The 16,799-nt window shown below is 51.7% G+C and carries 9 protein-coding genes; 8 read left to right on the top strand and 1 reads right to left on the bottom strand.

Annotated features, from left to right (window positions below; genetic code table 11):
* Nucleotide 1 precedes the first annotated feature (1 nt).
* The 7 genes from PAECUDRAFT_RS06000 to PAECUDRAFT_RS05970 are packed head-to-tail and all read left to right on the top strand — an operon-like array spanning nt 2 to nt 9,706.
* A complete protein-coding gene (locus PAECUDRAFT_RS06000; RefSeq protein ID WP_006037229.1) occupies nt 2–733 on the top strand; it encodes a class II aldolase/adducin family protein in 732 nt (243 codons plus the stop codon).
* Nucleotides 730–3,651: an AMP-binding protein gene (locus tag PAECUDRAFT_RS05995; protein WP_006037228.1), complete on the top strand. Its 2,922-nt coding sequence runs from the start codon at nt 730–732 to the stop codon at nt 3,649–3,651. The genes PAECUDRAFT_RS06000 and PAECUDRAFT_RS05995 overlap by 4 nt, the downstream gene beginning before the upstream one ends.
* An 8-nt stretch (nt 3,652–3,659) precedes the next feature.
* Complete coding sequence (locus tag PAECUDRAFT_RS05990; RefSeq protein WP_006037227.1) at nt 3,660–4,910, top strand: LL-diaminopimelate aminotransferase; 1,251 nt, start codon at nt 3,660–3,662, stop codon at nt 4,908–4,910.
* 12 nt (nt 4,911–4,922) lie between these two features.
* Complete coding sequence (locus PAECUDRAFT_RS05985; RefSeq protein WP_006037226.1) at nt 4,923–5,915, top strand: hypothetical protein; 993 nt, start codon at nt 4,923–4,925, stop codon at nt 5,913–5,915.
* 22 nt (nt 5,916–5,937) lie between these two features.
* On the top strand, nt 5,938–7,731 hold the full coding sequence (locus tag PAECUDRAFT_RS05980; protein ID WP_006037225.1) for a sialidase/neuraminidase family protein: 1,794 nt from the start codon (nt 5,938–5,940) through the stop codon (nt 7,729–7,731).
* On the top strand, nt 7,721–8,668 hold the full coding sequence (locus tag PAECUDRAFT_RS05975) for an MBL fold metallo-hydrolase (RefSeq protein ID WP_006037224.1): 948 nt from the start codon (nt 7,721–7,723) through the stop codon (nt 8,666–8,668). Before PAECUDRAFT_RS05980 ends, PAECUDRAFT_RS05975 begins: the two co-directional genes overlap by 11 nt.
* Nucleotides 8,669–8,698: 30 nt before the next feature.
* The gene (locus PAECUDRAFT_RS05970) at nt 8,699–9,706 is read left to right on the top strand and encodes a hypothetical protein (protein ID WP_006037223.1); all 1,008 of its coding nucleotides are present in this window, start codon (nt 8,699–8,701) and stop codon (nt 9,704–9,706) included.
* 86 nt (nt 9,707–9,792) lie between these two features.
* On the opposite strand, the gene gap is transcribed toward PAECUDRAFT_RS05970, so the two are convergent.
* Entirely contained in the window at nt 9,793–10,803 is a 1,011-nt protein-coding gene (gene gap, locus PAECUDRAFT_RS05965) for a type I glyceraldehyde-3-phosphate dehydrogenase (RefSeq protein WP_006037222.1), read from the bottom strand.
* A 535-nt stretch (nt 10,804–11,338) separates the two neighbouring features.
* On the opposite strand from gap, the gene PAECUDRAFT_RS05960 reads away from it, so the two are divergent.
* A complete protein-coding gene (locus PAECUDRAFT_RS05960; protein ID WP_006037221.1) occupies nt 11,339–16,795 on the top strand; it encodes a type I polyketide synthase in 5,457 nt (1,818 codons plus the stop codon).
* Nucleotides 16,796–16,799 lie beyond the last annotated feature (4 nt).

The following is a 16,799-nucleotide window of genomic DNA, read 5'->3' as shown; positions in this document are numbered from 1 at the left end:
AATGGCGAACGAGGTGAAAGAGAAGAGTGAGGTAGCCTTCATCGATGAGATGGTGTACGGTTCCAAAATCCTATATTTGGAAGGCCATAACGACATCAATAATGGACAGATTTCGTTCCGGGACGGTCAATCGATCTGGATCAGACGGGCATTTATGGGCTGGGAAGAAACGACCCATGACGATTTCATAAACATCGATCTGGATGGCAATCGGATTGCGGGCGAAGGGGTCATTCCAGCGGAGTGGCCATTGCATACCGAAACCTATCGGGCAAGGGAGGATGTGAATTGCATCATTCATTCTCATCCCCCGTATGCCATGATCTTCAGTGCGACTGCGCTTGAGCTGAAGGCTGTCACGCATGATGCGACGCCAATCATCGATACGACCCGATTTACATTAACGACGAATACGGTGACGAATAAGGGAATTGCCCAAGAGGTGGCGAAGGCGCTTCAGAAAAGCAATACGATGCTGCTCAAAAATCACGGCATCGTAGCGGCTGGCAAGTCGATACCGGAGACGGTATGCTGGGCAATCGCATTGGAGAATGCTTGCAAGCTGCAATTGCTAGCGGAATCGACAGGCGTTCCGTATGGTTCATCGGAAGCTCATGAAGTAAAGATGAAGAAAAAAATTATTTTCGGGACGACTGCGCTTCGAGAATATTGGGCTTATTGGTGCAGGAAGGTTGATCATCATTTTAATGAATCAAGGAGGACGGGCCTGTGATCAACTCTCCAGCGATCGTAGATGACCTTCTTAGAATTTTCCAAAATTACAAGGGATATGAGTACATTGGCAGCCGAGCGAGCAAGAGTCCGAAGCCTGAGCGCTTCAAGAATTATAACACGCCGTACTTCCGCTTAAAGACATCCCTCTATAATGATGAATTGGAAAACATCTGTTTTACGAACGGGACGAACCTGCTGGAAAAAATATTGCTGCCTTCGTTCGGAATGAGCTCGGTCAAATTTTATGGGCATCAATCCGAAATCCTGCTGTCCTATCCGTCGGCAGGCGGCTGTTATCCAATGGAAATCTACCTCGTTTCCTCACGCTTGGACGGAGTTGACAAAGGCGTTTACTACTACTCCATTCCGAATCATTCGTTCTATAAGGTGAACAATCAAGATTCGATGTATTTGTTGAACGAATCTTTGCTGGAAGAGCATCAGGATGCTGATTTTTACTTCATTATTACAGCCTACCACTGGCGCAGCTGTTGGAAATATTCCAATCGCGGCTACCGGTTCGGCATGATTGAGACGGGCCATGTCTTATCGAACTTCCAATTGGTGCTGCAGAGTTTGGGATTAGACTTCTCCGCTTATACCGTGTGCAAGGCGAACTACTTGAGAACGCTGCTGTCGATCGATAATTTCGAGGAGCCGTTCGCCGTCATCGCCGTCAACATTCCGAATAACGAAGAGCAGGAGAAAGACCGGAAGCGGACGATGGATACCAATACGAAGCTGGCAACCGCGACTTCCGGGCAAAACGATCAAGGGGCTCTCGCGTTCGACTGGACGGCGATTCTGAATTATCAGGATAAAGTGAACCGGTCGATCAAGAAGCCGTCCGACGATTGGGTGCAGCAGTATCAAGTGCCCGGGCAGTGGGGGTATAAGGATACGATTAACCTCCTTTATCAAAGAAGGTCGAGCGCCCGCTATACTAATTCCGAGTTATCCTATACTGATTTTATGAGCTTGGCGCAGTATCTTCAATCTGAGCAGCTGCAAATCAAAACGTATGCCATCGTTCACGCTGTAGAAAATATGCAGCCGGGCGTTTATCGAATAGATGGAGCTCCAAGCCTGATCAAGGCAGGAGAATTCAGAGAAATCTCGACCAAGCTCTGTATTGACCAACAATTCGTCTATGATTCTTCCGTCCTGTTCTTCTTCGCAATCGATCATTCCGCGATTTCCGATTCGGACTTCTATCTCTATCAGAAACAGCTGATCGAGTCAGGCCTCCTAAGCCAAAATTTATACATCAAGTCGCTCGAGTATAAGATGAGCTATTCAGCGATCGGCGGCTATTACGACGACGATGCAAGAATCTTCATGGAGCTGCCCGCGCATATGGAAATCATTTATGCAGGGACATTAGGCATGGAAAGCGATCAAGCGAACCCGTTGAAGCGGGACCGATATTATTTGAATCAGTCTACGCCTGCGGAAGGCGCCGTGGATACGCTCACGAATGAAACGGGCATTTCGCAAAGCATGATTATTTCCAAGCTGTACGGCTCCGTTCTGGAAAATGGCGATCGGATCGCCATTCAATACGATCAAAAGGCGTATACCTACAAGGAAATGTGGGCGCATATCACCGCTCGAGGCGCGTGGCTGAAAGAGCAGCTGCCGCTGAAGGGGCCTGTAGGGCTCAGCATGAAAAACTGCGCGGAATATTTATTCACGTATTACGGGCTGCTGCTCGAAGGGTATCTCCCGATGCTCATCGATCACACCTTCACCCGCGATGAAATGAACTCGCTATGCGACTATTATCACATTCCAGCTATCGTTAGCCTAACCGCGAACAACGAGCTATGCGTGGAGCAATTGCTGCCCGAAGAGCTGTCCGTTACCTCGCCATTGCTGGAGCAGCTGTCCGATGTGGCAACCTGCCGGTTTTCCTCCGGTACGACAGGCCGTCCGAAATGCCTGATGTTCACGGAAGAAGCGATCGTGAATGCCGGATTAAACTGGGCGAAGGCGACCCGCATTACGCAGGAGGACAACGTATTATGCACGGCTTTATTCCATAATGGATTGGCCTTCAATACCTCCTTCCTAGCTGTATTCCTGTCGGGCGCTACCCTTTATATCCAGAAGCAAATTACGCCAAAATCGATCTGGGAAATCGTCAGCAACCATAACATATCCATTTTGGTCGCCTTCCCGGTCGTCTACGATCTGCTGAACCAATCGAAGTTTTGCAACAGCCAGCATGGGTTAAGGCTCTGCTTATCCTCGTCGGCGCCTTTGCATCATGCGATCAAAGAAGCGTTCACGGCGAAGGTCGGTCTCGATATTTGCGATTATTACGGTATCGTCGAATGCGGTCCGTGCACCTTCAATGACGGCAGCAAGCCGTTATCGCAAGGGATTCCGGTACCAGGCGTTTCCTTCCGAATCGTCGACGAGCAGGGCAAGCAGCTTGAGGATGGGGCCACGGGCTTCGTGCATATCAAATCCCAATCGATGTCCAAAGGCTATCTCAAGGGCGAAGCCCAGTTCCAAGTCACGCCAGACGGGTATTACCAGACGTCGGATCAAGGTTATCTGGAAGACGGTTATCTCTATATCAACGGACGAACATCGGATCTTATCAATGTCGCGGGCAAGAAGGTAGATCCTGTCGAGATCGAGAACGTGCTGCTCAAGCTGGAATTTATCCGCGATGCAGCCGTCGTCGGGGTGATGAACGAGCGTCAGACGACCGAGTTCCCGGTTGCTTACATCGTGACGGATGCGAATTTTGATTTGGACCTTATTATTGCTTACTGCCAGCAATATCTCGCGCCGTTCAAGCTGCCGCAAAAAATCATTGCGATCTCCGAAATACCTCGCAGCGGCGTCGGCAAAATCAAACGGAAGCAGCTCGTTGAAGACTTCCTCAATTCGAATAGAAAATAGGTGCTAATATGTCGGTGATTACGCAAAGCACGATTCAAAATGCATTCGCCAATCGAATTGGCGGCAGTACATTCGGGCTGGATACGAAGGTGTATAAATTCGAGAAGATTAAGCGCGCGAAAAACGAGGCGAAGGCCAAATTTCCGGATCGCGAGCTGATCGACATGGGGCTTGGCGAGCCGGACTGGATGGCTGACCCTGCTGTCGTTCAAGTGCTGGCGGAAGAGGCGGCGAAGCGGGACAATCGGTTTTATTCCGATAACGGCATGTCCGAATTCAAGGAAGCGGCCGCTCATTATTTGCAAGAGGTGTTCGGCATTACCGGGATGAACGCTGCTACCGAAATCAACCACTGCATCGGCTCCAAATCCGCTTTGTCCCAAATCCCGCTCATGTTTATCAATCCCGGCGATATCTTGTTAATGACGACGCCCGGCTATCCGGTGATGGCTACCCATACGCAATGGCTGGGCGGAGAGGTTGTCCATCTCCCATTAACGAAAGCGAACAATTACTTGCCGGATCTGTCGGCTCTTTCGGAGGACGTACGGAAGCGGGCTAAGCTGCTCTACATTAATTACCCGAACAATCCGACCGGCGCGACGGCGACCCGGGAATTTTACGAGAGCGTGGTCGAGTTCTGCCAAGCGAATCAGATCATTGTCGTCTCAGACGAGGCCTATGCCGCGTTAACGTTCGAAGGCGAACAGCCTTTGTCGTTCCTGTCTGTGCCCGGGGCTAAGGAAATCGGCGTTTCGATCCATTCCTTGTCCAAATCGTTTAATATGACCGGCTGGCGCCTCGGTTTCGTGGCAGGCAACGAGCTTGTTGTCAAAGCGTTCGCTCACGTGAAGGACAACTGCGATTCCGGACAATTTATTCCGATTCAGAAAGCGGGCGTGTACTGTCTGAATCATCCGGAATTAACGGTTTTGACGGGACAAAAGTATTCGCGGCGGCATGGCAAATTGGTCGAAGCGCTCAATCGGGTCGGATTTAACGCCCGGAAGCCGAAAGCAGCTTTCTTCTTATATGTAGAAATTCCGAAGGGAATAGCGGGCGGACCAGAATTTACGTCGGCTGAGCAGTTCTCGGAATATCTCATTCGGGAGCAATTGATTTCAACGGTGCCATGGGATGAGGTAGGGGCGAACGTCCGGTTTTCCGTCACGTTTGTCGCGGATAGCGAAGAGGAAGAGGATCGAATCATTCACGAGATTGAAGAGCGATTAAGCAGCATTCCATTTATTTGGGAATAGAGGGGAGTTTTCGTGGCCGCGAACATTTTGCCTATATTTGAACCTATTATTCATGGAAGAATGTATTACGCTTTTCCGCTGAGCCTTATCGATGCGAACGACCGCCATGCCCAGTCCTGGATCATGAGCCGATTCGTCCAGCTTCAGTCGCATACGCTGGAGCAGGTCGATCGTACGGGAATTGCCGAGCTGCGGTTTGCCCATGCGGATCATCCGGAATGCTACACCGATGCATTCGAAGTCGAAGCCATCTCGATGGCGGGGATGTACGGCAGTGACGTTACGAGCTACATTCGCAAAGCGATCGCGCTGCATCGTTACGTCTATATATATGTAGACAAATTTTACGTGTCGGATAATCCCTTCTCCGGGAAGAAGCATGTCGTGCAGGAATCACTCATTTATGGCGATGAAGACGGGCAGTTTCATATTCTAGGCTTTAATCGAAACCGCAGGTTCGAGAAGTCCGTGGTTCCTCATTCCGATATCGCAAACGGATTTCTGCACTCCGATACGCCTACGATTTATTTATTGAAAGCCAAGCCGTTCGATCAATCCGCTTTTGATCTGATCGATATTCGGGAGCAGCTGAATCGGTATCTGCTTTCCGACAATGCCGGCGCTGAACATATCGGCGAATCTGGCCTTGAACGGTCATATGGCCTGCAGGTGTATGCAAGCCTTCGGCAATCGATCCGAAATCTGGCCGAACGACACGAGCTGGTCGTGCCGAATATCGCCTATCTTCATATTCTTGCGGAGCATAAGAAGCTGATGCATAAGCGGCTGCAAGGCTATCATGGGCATGGCGTTGCGCTTGCATCGGAATCGATGCTGCACTATCAGGCGTTCGAGAAGCAATTGATGAAATTGCGGAATGATTTGATCAAGTACGAAGCGAACCATAAGGATGTTATTTTGCAGCAAATCGATGATTCCCTCCGCGTTATAGCGCAGTCCGAGAAGCAATGCTTAATGGGCTTCCTCGATTGCATACCATGCTGATAAGAGTCGGGAGAGCTAGGCTATGATTCATGTGGATGTGAAAAGCGAAGTCGATATTAATGCCCATCACGGCAACCTGCGCCCGGTCATCGGAGCCAAGCATTATGAGGTGATCCACGCGGATCGCGCTGTGCCTGACATCGAGGACGGTCCTGGCTGGACCTTTCACAATGCCCCTACAATGGCGTTCTGGAACGGCAAATTTTATTTGCAATATATCGCCAATCCGGTCGGCGAGAATATGCCGCCGAGCCGGGCCATGCTGACGATGTCTGACAATGGCCGGAATTGGAGCGATCCGCGCATTGCATTCCCGACGTACTGCATGCAAGCTCGGGAGCAGGATTCGGATCTGTCGGCAGGGGAATCCTATTCCGTCATGCATCATCGGATGGGCTTCTACCTCGCGCCCAATGGCAAATTTCTTACGCTGGGCTTCTACGGCATAAGTCCTGAGCCTTCGGTCATGCCGAACAACGGGCAAGGGATCGGCCGAGTCGTGCGCGAGATCGGCAAGGACGGCTCATTGGGGCCAATCTACTTTATTCGCTATAATCGGCATGCTGGCTGGGACGAATCGAATACGACTTTTCCGCATTATATCCAATCAAGGGACGCGGCTTTTGTCGAAGCATGCGATAGCTGCTTGGCCGACCGGTTGGTCACAATGCAGTGGTGGGAGGAAGAGCAGCGCCCGGATGGCGATTATCCTGTCAAAGGCTATAAGGCGATGTCAGCTTACCGCATCGGCGACCAGTCCATTGTCGGCTTGTGGAAATGGGGAAAAAGCGCAATCAGTCAGGATAACGGGGAATCCTGGAGCGACGTGCAGGATATTCCTTCATTAAATACGGCAGGCAGCAAGATTTGGGGCCAGAAGCTGTCGGATCAAACCTATGCTGTCGTCTACAACGCGAGTCCCATGAATGAGCATCGTTGGCCGCTCGCCATTCTGACGAGCAGCGATGGCGTCAACTACGCCAATATCGGGCTTGTTCAGGGGGAGGTGCCTGTTCGGCGATATGCAGGCTACTACAAGTTTTTTGGCATCAACTATGTGAAAGGACTTGAGGTGGGAAGCGAGTATCTTCGAAGCTTGTGGCTCTCCTATAGCATGAACAAGGAAGATATATGGGTTTCTCGCATTCCGGTGCCCATTCGATACGCTAACCCTGCTCCTGTCCATGATCGATTCGATGCCTATGCCCATCAGCAGAGCCTGTTGGATGATTGGAATCTGTATATTCCGCATCTCGCGCAGATTGAGCTTGGGAAGGATCCTAGCTCCTCGGCTTACGCGCTGCGGATTCAGAATAATAATTCCTCCGATTGGGCGAAAGCGGAGAGGATTTTCCCTGCGAGCACCAGCGTGGATATCCAGTTCTCGATCATGCCGGTATGGAAGGGAGGGCAGCCGTTAGCCGTTCAAATTTTGGATGGCAAATCGAGCAGCCTGATAAGCATCTGCTTTGAAGAGGAGGGGGCGATTCAGCTGCGCCAGGGCGAAGCGTCTGATCCGATAGGCTGCTATACGGCATTGCAGTGGCATGACTTCCATGTACATATCGATCTGGCTTCGATGCATGTAGTAGTCGCCATCAATGAAGGCGAGCCGCAGCGGCATGCCTTGATCAACAAGCTCGCTTCGGTTGAGCGCATCGGGTTTCGGGCTGGCGAGCGTTGGCCAGAGCCTAAGTTGTCAACCAAGCTGGACCTGCCCGATCAAGCGATACCGGCAGTGGAGGTGCTCGCATCCTCTTGTTATATTCGATACGTCATAACCGCGAACCATTCGCTGGCACGGCATGATCTATAAACAACTAGCTCCGGATGCCTGGCGCATCAGATTGGATATTGAAGGGCCGCTCAAATGGGTGAACGCTTATTTGTTCAAGGGGAAAGACGGGTATTCCGTTGTCGATCCCGGCATGAGCAGCCCGGTGAACAAGAAGCGTTGGGATGAGCTTACGAAGCGGCTGACGATCAGCTACGCGGACATGAAACACATTTACGTTACGCATCATCATTCGGATCATTACGGGTTGGCGGGGTGGCTGCAGGAGCGCTCCAATGCTGAGGTGTGGATGTCGAAAACCTGTCATATGGAGGCGGAATGGTCCTATCAGAATGACCGGAAGTACATCAACAACTGGTGTAAGAGACTGGGAGGTGATGCGGATAGCCTATCTTCGCAAAATCAGATATGCGAGAAACACCCATGCGATGTCCACTACATTCAGCATGAGGATTTAGTCCCGGTTGGGGACCGATGGATGCGCGCCTTGTGTACGCCAGGCCATACCCGCGGACATGTCAGCTTCTATGATGAACAAGGCGGATTGCTCATCTGCGGGGATCAGATTTTACCTATCATGATGCCTAATCTTACGTTCATCAATGGCATTGATCGCAACCCGCTATTGGAGCTGCTTCAAAGCATTGAGCTGCAAAAGCAGTTGCCGGTCAAGGTGGCGTGGCCAGGCCATATGCACACGCTTCTTAACTTCGCTGAGCGATGTGACGAGGTGCTGCGCTATCATATGGACAAGCTGGAAGCAGTGAGAGTGTTGTTGAGAAGCGGGACGCAATCATCTTATGCATTATGTACAAGATTATTCCCGTCGTATGTGGGCAAGCCCCATCTGTTTAAGTTGAAACTAGTCGAGACGTATGCTTACCTGCAGTATCTGGTAACCGAGAGAGAAGCACGCTGGTGTTTCGGGGACAATGTCATGCAATTCAGTGCCTCGTAAATAAAATTAGAGCAACGGAAGGTGTTATTAATGGATATCGTAAAAATTGATAAGTTTGACCAGTACTTGAATTGCCGGAAAAATCAGATTTTTAGCTATTTGGCTGCAAAAAACCTGCCTGTCGACCTGCTGCTGTACAACGCTTATGAGAATTCGGACGATGTTTATCAGAACGTGTTCGAGAAACGGATTCATCGTTATCTGTATTTGGAAAAAACGCTTCCGGAAGCGGATCTTAACCTCCTTGGCGTGAGCACGTTCATGTACCCGACATCAAGCTTTGATATCGTAGATGAGCTGCTGCCGCGCCTGATCGATTCTCATCAAGTGGTGTTCTTGTATGGAGCGGCTTGGTATTTGGATTACAAGCAAAATACGTACCAGAAGGTTGAAATCGTGCACTCCATCCCGGCGTTTGCTTACGAAGAGAAGCCAGAGGGAAGAACCTACAAGATCTTCGACGATGTATTCGACGGCGTACAGCGCGGACAAGAGTTCATGCACTACGACATCAGCCATAAGGTCATGAAGGAGTATATCGAGAACCAAGGAACTGAGGGCGGCGTTAACGTGCTGGCGAAAGACCGGATGACGATTTTCGACTTCAGTACGCTGAGGGAGAAGGAAGCGAAGGAAGCGTTCCAAGCCAAATATGCCAACTGGCTGGAAAACTTTAACGACGATTTTGCTGTCTATACGAAAATTCCGGGATTGCTGCAAGATGAAAGCATCATCCAAAGCTTTGCGGATGCAGAGGCGTTCCATGAGATCGTGTTCCATCTGCTGTCGACGTTGGTTGGCTCCCGTAACCACTTCCTGCGCTTTATCCAATACACGAATCCGACTAGCGAGCTGATTCCTGTTCTGCAGGAAACGGTAGCGGCAATTGAGGCTGTTCGTTTCGTTGCGAATAAGTTCCGCTTCAGCGGCAAGCTTGACGTAAAACGGATCACGGACAAAGCCAACGCGGCTAAAGCGAAGGAAACCGAGTTCTTGGAGCTGCTGAACAAACAGAAGTATGCTTCGGTATTTGCGTAAACCATTTGATGGTCGTTATTAAAAACTTATTTTAAAAAAACCAGCCTGATCAGCGCTTGCTCGTGCTGTCAGGCTGGGATTAAAGCTTACAAACCTTTCTCTGCCATGTAGGCCGTAAGGTCTACAACGCGGTTCGAGTAGCCCCATTCATTGTCGAACCAGGAGACAACTTTCACCATCGTGCCGTCGATTACCATCGTCGACAATGCGTCGATCACGGAGGACAACTGGTTGCCGAGGTAGTCCTTCGATACGAGCGGCAATTCGCTGTAACCCAGAATGCCTTTCAGTGGGCCTTCCGCTGCTTCTTTCAAAGCAGAGTTGATGTCATCTACGGTCACTTCGCGCGATACTTCGAAGCTGAAGTCGACTGCAGATACGACTGGCGTAGGAACCCGCATCGAGTAGCCATGGATTTTGCCGTTAAGCTCAGGCATTACCAGCCCCATTGCTTTAGCGGCACCTGTAGTCGTTGGAATAATCGACAACGCGGCAGAGCGAGCGCGACGCAAGTCGGAGTGAGGCGTATCGAGAGCCGGTTGGTCGTTCGTATAGGAATGAATTGTCGTCATAAGGCCGTGTTTAATGCCGAACTTATCATGAATAACTTTAACGAGCGGAGCCAAGCAGTTAGTCGTGCAGGAAGCGTTGGATACGACATCATGCATCGCAGGATTGTACTTATCCTCATTAACGCCGAGAACTACCGTAATATCTTCGTTCTTGGAAGGCGCAGAGATGATAACCTTCTTCGCACCGCCGCTTGTAATATGGGCTTCAGCTGTTTTCTTATCATTGAAACGACCAGTCGATTCAATGACCAATTCAACCCCGTAATTCGACCAAGGAAGGTTAGCAGGCTCGCGTTCAGCGAACACCTTTACTTCCTTCCCGTTTACATAGAGATTGCCGTCCTTCGCTTCAACGTCGGCATGAAACTCACCTTGAATGGAGTCATATTTGAGCAAGTGAGCCATCGTTTCTGCGTTCGTCAAATCGTTGACAGCTACGATTTCAACATCGTCACGGTTAAATGCAGCACGGAACACGTTACGGCCAATACGTCCAAATCCATTGATTCCAACTTTTGTAGTCATTCTAATTACCTCCAATTTGGTTTTGGTTTTGAATTACAGACATCAGCGAGACATCAGCAGGTGAAGTAAAGTGAGCTCATCCCTCCATACGGGACGATAAAAGTCCCACAGGGTCAATTATCGTCCAATCGATTACGTAATCATGATAGCATCTAATTTCGACTAGCGCAACCAGATAATAGACTATTTTTAGAAAAATATTTAACTACGTTATTCGACAATTTATTCTATATAAAATAAATAATTGAAAATCATTTTTGGTGTGGTATCATTGGGTTACGTTTTGTATCAAAATGGCGAGAAAGGGAGAAAACGCGTATGAATCGTAGAAAATTTGACCATTGAGCTGAAGAAAATGGTGTTCGCAGTAGAAGTGGCTCGAATTTAAGAACGTTGCTGAACACGAATCTATTTCTAGAGTATACGTTAAATAATTCAAAAAACAATAAATTAACGGTTATTTTACACGAAAGAGTGATTAAGTGATTTTATAGAAATTAGGTTTGAATTTTGAGTAAATGTGAGGAGGAAGCTGATGAATAAGCATGTGCAAGCACGTGAGCCGATCGCAATTATTGGGATGGGTTGCCGTTTTCCTGGAGGAGCGAGCGATCCGCAGCAGTACTGGGAGATGCTTCGGGCAGGTGTTGATGCGATAACAGAAGTGCCGAGCGACCGCTGGAGCATTTCGTCTTACTATGATCCTACGCGCTCCAAATCAGGGAAGACCGCTGCCAAATGGGGAGGCTTCCTCGATAAGATCGACGAGTTTGATGCCCGGTTTTTCGGCATCTCGCCTCGCGAAGCATCCATGATGGACCCGCAGCAGCGGCTCCTTCTGGAAACATGCTGGGAAGCGCTCGAAGACGGCGGCCAGATCGTGAGCGAGATGTCAGGCTCCAGGACGGGCGTGTTCATGGGCGGCTTTACGCTCGATTACCAATTGCTGCAGTTTTCCGAGCATAACCGTCATCTGGTGGATTCCCATTCGGCAACCGGCACCATGATGACATTGCTGGCCAATCGGATTTCCTATGCGTTCGATTTTCGCGGCCCGAGCATGGCGCTCGACACCGCTTGTTCTTCTTCGCTGGTAGCCGTACATATGGCTTGCCAGAGCATTTGGTCCGGCGAGAGCGCCGTTGCTTTAGCCGGCGGAGTTAACGTCATGCTGAAGCCGGATTATTTCATTGCGCTATCCAAGCCCGGAATGCTGTCCGCTGACGGCAGGTCCAAGACGTTCGATGCGAGCGCGAACGGTTATGTGCGGGGAGAAGGCGCAGGCGTTGTTGTGCTTAAGCCATTGTCGCAAGCACTTGCAGACGGCGATCCGATCCATTCGCTCATCCGAGGAACGGCCGTTAATCAGGACGGCAGCAGCGCAGGCATTACCGTGCCGCGCGGAGAGGCGCAGGAGGCATTGATGCGTGAAGCTTACGAGCGTGCTGGCGTGGCGCCGTACGAAGTGCAGTATGTCGAAGCGCATGGCACGGGGACTGCTGTCGGCGATCCGATTGAAGCATCGGCGATCGGCAACGTGATCTCGGACTTGCGGCCGGACGATCAGGCGTGCTATATCGGCTCCGTAAAGACGAACATCGGCCATTTGGAAGCTGCAGCGGGCATTGCCGGATTGATCAAGACGGTGATGAGTTTGAAGCATAAAGAAATTCCTCCGCATCTCCATCTGAAACAGCTGAATCCCCAAATCAAGCTCCAAGCGCTTAAGCTTCGAATCTCGGATAAGGTGACGCCATGGCCGAGGACAAATGGCCAAGCTATCGCCAGCGTCAACTCCTTCGGTTTTGGAGGAACGAATGCGCATGTCGTATTGGAGGAAGCGCCGGTACGCGCAACCGAAGACACGCAGGCGAACAGGCAGCATTCGGCTTATCTCATTCCTGTATCCGCGCGCAGCGAGCAAGCGCTGGCTGCCAACGCGAATGCTTTGAAATCGGCAGTTGCCTCCCAGTTGGAGCGGCCGGAGATGTCGTTGGATGACATTGCGTATACCGCAAGCAAGCGGCGTGACCAGCATGATCATCGACTCGCTGTCGTCGTGCGATCCAAGGAAGAGCTTGTGGAATCGCTGGAGGCGTTTGCCGCGAACGAAGCCCGCCAAGGGATGATCGCAGGCCATGCGGGCGGCAGTGCGAAGAACGATGAGGGTCACGCTTTACCCAAAATGGCGTTTGTATTTACGGGAATGGGGCCGCAATGGTGGGCAATGGGCCAGCAGCTGTACCGGGAGGAGCCTGTGTTCCAGAAGGTGCTGGATGATATTAATGCGCTGCTGACGCCTTATACGGGATGGTCGCTGCTGGAAGAGATGCTGGCCGACGAAGCAGCATCGCGTATGGGCGATACAGAAGTGGCCCAAACGGCAAACTTTGCCCTGCAAGTCGGTCTGGTCGAGCTGTGGCGTTCATGGGGCATCGAGCCGGATGCGATCGTCGGACATAGCGCTGGCGAGGTAGCTGCCGCTTACATCGCAGGGGCGATGAGCCTGCAAGAAGCCGTGCGCGTCATTTACCACCGCAGCCGCTTGCAGCAGAAGACGACCGGACAAGGCAAGCTGGTCGCGGTTGGGCTCCCGATGGAAGAAGCAGTAGAGCTGCTGCGCGGGTATGAGGACCGCATTTCGATTGCCGCTATCAATAGCCCGCATGCAGTCACGCTGGTCGGGGACCCGGAAGCGTTGGAGCACGTCGTCGTTCCGCTGCAAGCCAGAGATGTGTTTTGCAAATATTTACGCGTTAACGTTCCCTACCACAGCCACTATATGGAGCCTATAAAATCAGAATTATTCGACAAGCTTGCAGCGCTTGAGCTGCATCCGACGACTCTGCCGCTCTATTCAACCGTAACGGGAGCCTTAATAGAGGGAAGCCAGCTGGATGAGGGCTATTGGTGGAAAAATGTGCGCGAACCGGTTTATTTTGCGGCAGCTGCGCAGGAGCTGCTCAAGGATGGCTACAGCATGTTCGTCGAAATCGGCCCGCACACGGTGCTTACAAGCTCGATAGCCGAATGTGCAGCTAAGCTCGATTGCCAAGCGACGATCGTTTCATCGCTTCGTCGAGGGGAGCCAGAGCGCGGAACAATGTTAACTGCGCTTGGAGCCTTGTATACGATTGGTTATCCGATCGCATGGGCGAATGTGTATCCGAACGGCAAACACGTCAAGCTTCCAGCATACGCATGGCAGCGCGAGCGGTACTGGCTGGAATCCGAAGCCTCGGAGCTGGATCGCGTCGGCGTCGAGAATCACCCGTTATTAGGCAAGCGGCTTCCTGCTCCATATCCAACCTGGGAGAAGGTGATCGATGCTGATGTGCTGTCTGCGCTGAGCAAAGCTTATCTGCAGTGCCAGAATACGCTTCCTGCTGCCGGATATATCGAAATGGCGGTGGCTGCGGCACGTTCGCTCGTCGACGATTCATCCGCGGTTGTGCAGATCGAGCATATTCAGTTTAAGCAGCCGTTGTTCCTGACCGACGATGCATCCGTGAAGCTTCGCTTCATCATCGACCCCACCGATGCAACGTTCAGCGTCTATAGCGCATCAGCTCCGGCGTATTCGCAATGGCTGCTGCTGACTACCGGCAAGCTGCGCACCGCTGTTCAATCCAGCGAGAAAATCGTCAATATGCCTACGCTGTTGAATCAATCGATCCTGTTTAATCTGGAGCATGCCCGCTCGACTACGCTAATCAAGGAAATAAGAAGAAGCTGCAACGAAGCGCTTGCCTTCTTCGAGATCCCTTCGAGCGTCATGCAGGAGATTGATGCGCTGGAGGTGCATCCGGCTGTACTCGATTCGAGCTTCCATGTGCTAAGCGAAGCGATGACCTGCACGCAGCTGGCCAATGGGCAGCATGAGCAGTCTCGATACTTGCCGTTTGAAGTGGAGAGGCTCGTCATCCATCAGCCGATGGAAAGATGCATGTGGGTGCATGCGAAGGTCGAGGAGCAGGATGCAAAATCGATCAAGGGGGACATCCAGCTGCTTGGCGAGCATGGACAGCTGATTCTAGAAATTCAGGGATGCCATGCCGTGCTGATGGAGCAGGAAGAGCAGGAGCCGGGCAGGGAGCAGCAATTGTATGCCATCCAGTGGGTTCAGCAGGATCGGCAGCTGCCGCGGGAAGCTGCGATGGCAAGCCAGACGGAAGGCGATGGCAATTGGTTGATCTTCATGGATGCGCAAGGCGTAGGCCAATCCTTAATGGACCGACTGCATGCGCAAGGCGAACGGTGCATCGCGATTTGGGCGAGCGAGTCGGCGAGCTTTGAACAGGACGGCAATACGTATGCGATTGATCCGAACCAGCCTGCGCATTTTGAACAATTGTTTAACGGCGTATTCCGTTCCTCCAAGGCAGCTTGTCGAGGCATTGTCCATCTATGGAGTCTTGACGCGGAGCATGCGGTCACGCCGAAGTCCTTATTGGCATCGGAGGCGCTGACGGTCAATACGGCGCTGCATATCGTACAAACGGTGCAAAAATGGGCATGGCACAGCAAACCGCAGCTCTGGCTGGTCACGAGGGAGGCTCAATCGACGGATGAAGTAACCGCATTGAACGTTTCGCAATCTACCCTTTGGGGACTTGCGCGATCGCTGGGCCATCAGGAGCACGGCGATATCTGGGGAGGCATTATCGATCTGGATAAGCAGCAGGCTTCAGCGGATGCCGCATTCATATGGGAAGAGATTTGGCATGCAGATGAAGATGACCAAATTGCGGTTCGCAACGGAAAGCGGTACGTCGCGCGGCTGCTGCCTGTAGAGAAGCGCCCGAACCCGATTCCGCTAGCCTTTCGATCGGACGCAAGCTATATCATTACCGGCGGCTTGGGCGATCTGGGCCAGCTGGTGGCAAAATGGATGATCAAGCAGGGGGCGCGGCGACTGATTTTAATCGGACGCACCGCACTGCCGCCACGAAGCGCATGGCATGAGGTTGACAAAACGAGCGCGCAAGGACGGCGGATCGCAGCGGTTCGGCAGCTGGAGCGCTTGGGCGCAAGCGTCCATGTGGCAAGTTTGGACATCGCAGAGGAATCGGAGCTGCATGCGTTCCTCCATCAATTCGAGCGCGAAGGCTGGCCTGCGATTCGCGGCGTGATTCATGCGGCTGGCGTGCTGCAATCCAAGCTGGTCACGCAGATGAGTGCCGACGATTTCCGCACCGTTCTGCGCCCTAAAGCGTTAGGCGCATGGAATCTGCACCATTACTTTAAGGATCAAGAGCTGGATTTCTTCGCCATGTTCTCCTCGATTGCCTCTGTTGTCGTTTCGGCGGGCCAGGGCAGCTATGCTTCTGCCAATTCGTTCTTGGACGCGCTGGCGCATCATCGCCGTTCCTTAGGCCTGCCTGCTTACAGCATTAACTGGGGACCGTGGGAGGAGCTCGGGATGGGGACGATCGAGATGGCCGAGTATATGAAAAAACGCGGCTTCACTCCGATTCAGCCGGACCAAGGCTTGGAAGCGCTCGAGCAGATTTTGGGCCAAGGCCTTCCTCAAGTGATGGTCGTTGCCGCTGATTGGCCTACGGTACAGGAACGAAACTATCCGATGGGCGCTTCGCCTGTATTGCTTAAGGACTTGATTGTTGAGAAAACGGAGGATGCTCAGGCAGCGGAGACAGCTGTGGCCCTGACCGGCAAGATCACGGACCTTCTCCAGCAAGAAACCGAGCCTGAGAAACGGCAGCAGCTAATCGTGGGCTATGTGCAGCAAATGTCCGCTAAAGTGCTGCGGCTAAGCAGCCAACAGCTGCAGCAGGATCAATCGCTGATCGATTATGGATTGGATTCGATGATGGCGATTGAGCTGAAGAACCAGATGGAGAAAGACTTGAGCGTTAATATCTCTGTTGCAGATTTGCTTAGAGGATCGACGGTTGCCAAGCTGTCCGAGAAAATCGGCCAGCAGCTGGAAGCCGACGCGGCCGAGCAAGCCCAAGCCTTAATTACACGATGAAAGG

This window comes from Paenibacillus curdlanolyticus YK9 (assembly GCF_000179615.1).
GTDB classification, from domain to species: domain Bacteria; phylum Bacillota; class Bacilli; order Paenibacillales; family Paenibacillaceae; genus Paenibacillus_T; species Paenibacillus_T curdlanolyticus.
Note: the sequence above shows the minus strand (reverse complement) of the source record. Positions and strands in the feature narration are given on the sequence as shown.

What these genes read in the sequence shown, in the direction of transcription:
- gap (WP_006037222.1), bottom strand. Translation starts at nt 10,803, where the DNA reads ATGACTACAAAAGTTGGAATCAATGGATTTGGACGTATTGGCCGTAAC.
- PAECUDRAFT_RS06000 (WP_006037229.1), top strand. Translation starts at nt 2, where the DNA reads ATGGCGAACGAGGTGAAAGAGAAGAGTGAGGTAGCCTTCATCGATGAG.
- PAECUDRAFT_RS05975 (WP_006037224.1), top strand. Translation starts at nt 7,721, where the DNA reads ATGATCTATAAACAACTAGCTCCGGATGCCTGGCGCATCAGATTGGAT.
- PAECUDRAFT_RS05980 (WP_006037225.1), top strand. Translation starts at nt 5,938, where the DNA reads ATGATTCATGTGGATGTGAAAAGCGAAGTCGATATTAATGCCCATCAC.
- PAECUDRAFT_RS05960 (WP_006037221.1), top strand. Translation starts at nt 11,339, where the DNA reads ATGAATAAGCATGTGCAAGCACGTGAGCCGATCGCAATTATTGGGATG.
- PAECUDRAFT_RS05990 (WP_006037227.1), top strand. Translation starts at nt 3,660, where the DNA reads ATGTCGGTGATTACGCAAAGCACGATTCAAAATGCATTCGCCAATCGA.
- PAECUDRAFT_RS05970 (WP_006037223.1), top strand. Translation starts at nt 8,699, where the DNA reads ATGGATATCGTAAAAATTGATAAGTTTGACCAGTACTTGAATTGCCGG.